The sequence below is a fragment of the Streptomyces sp. A1136 genome (genome assembly GCF_004795055.1).
Classification (GTDB): domain Bacteria; phylum Actinomycetota; class Actinomycetes; order Streptomycetales; family Streptomycetaceae; genus Streptomyces.
This window is the reverse complement of record NZ_SSBJ01000096.1, coordinates 1-1,654: the sequence shown is the minus strand read 5'-3', so window position 1 is coordinate 1,654 and position 1,654 is coordinate 1. Positions and strand designations below refer to the sequence as shown.

Annotated in this window: 1 protein-coding gene; it reads left to right on the top strand. The window is 64.9% G+C overall.

The window, feature by feature from the left end; all coding sequences use genetic code 11:
• Positions 1-1,654 (top strand): cytochrome c oxidase subunit I (ctaD, locus tag E6R62_RS37395; protein WP_240802133.1); only part of this gene is annotated, 1,654 nt, incomplete at both ends.

Here is a 1,654-nt window from a genome sequence, read left to right as displayed (position 1 = left end):
TGGTTGTCGACGACGGACCACAAGAAGATCGGGCACCTCTATCTGATCTCCTCGTTCGTCTTCTTCGTGATCGGCGGCGTCCTGGCCCTGTTGTTGCGGGCGGAGTTGGCACGGCCGGGCATGCAGATCGTCACGAACGAGCAGTACAACCAGATCTTCACGTTGCACGGCACGATCATGCTGCTGTTCTTCGCGACGCCGACGTTCGCCGGGTTCGCCAACGCGATCATGCCCTTGCAGATCGGGGCGCCCGACGTGGCGTTCCCCCGGCTGAACATGCTTTCGTTCTGGCTGTTCCTGTTCGGCGGGACCATCGTCGTGGCGAGCCTGCTCACGCCGCAGGGCACGGCCGACTTCGGCTGGACCGCCTACACGCCGCTCAGCAGCGTGGAACGGACCCCGTTCATCGGCGGCGACATGTGGATCATGGGGCTGGCGATGTCGGGCTTCGGGACGATCCTCGGCGCCGTCAACTTCGTCACCACGATCATCTGCATGCGTTCGCCGGGGATGACGATGTTCCGGATGCCGATCTTCACCTGGAACATCCTGCTGACCTCGGTCCTGGTCCTGTTCGCGTTCCCGGTCCTGGCGGCGGCGCTGATGGTGTTGGAGGCGGACCGCAAGTTCGGCGCGCACGTCTTCGACCCGTCCAACGGCGGGCCGATCCTGTGGCAGCACCTGTTCTGGTTCTTCGGGCATCCCGAGGTCTACATCATCGCGCTGCCGTTCTTCGGCATCATCACCGAGATCCTCCCCGTCTTCTCGCGCAAGCCGGTGTTCGGCTACCTCGGACTCGTCGGGGCGACGATCGCGATCGCGGGGTTGTCGGTGACGGTGTGGGCGCACCACATGTTCGCCACCCAAGCCGTGCTGCTGCCCTTCTTCTCCTTCATGACGTTCCTGATCGCGGTGCCGACCGGGGTGAAGTTCTTCAACTGGATCGGCACCATGTGGAAGGGCTCGCTGTCCTTCGAGACGCCGATGCTGTGGTCCATCGGCTTCCTGGTCACCTTCCTCTTCGGCGGTCTGACCGGCATCATCCTGGCCTCGCCGCCGATGGACTTCCACGTCACCGACTCCTACTTCGTCGTCGCCCACTTCCACTACGTGGTCTTCGGGACCGTCGTGTTCGCGACGTTCGCCGGCTTCTACTTCTGGTGGCCGAAGATGACCGGAACCATGCTCGACGAACGCCTCGGGAAGATCCACTTCTGGACCCTGTTCGTCGGCTTCCACCTCACCTTCCTCGTCCAGCACTGGCTGGGAGCCGAAGGCATGCCGCGCCGCTACGCCGACTACCTCGCCGCCGACGGATTCACCACCTTGAACACCGTCTCCTCCATCGGGGCGTTCCTGCTCGGCGGCTCGACCCTCCCCTTCTTCTACAACGTGTGGAAGACCGCCAAGTACGCGCCGCGCGTCACCGTCGACGACCCCTGGGGCTACGGCCGGTCCCTGGAGTGGGCCACCTCCTGCCCGCCGCCGCGCCACAACTTCGTCACCCTGCCGCGCGTGCGCTCCGAATCCCCCGCCTTCGACCTGCACCACTACGAGATCTCCGAACTGGAACGCCGCGAGAACGAGGGCCAACGCGACGTGATCGACCAGGACAAGGCCGTCTCGCCGCCCCGCGACGACTCCGCCGGCCCCA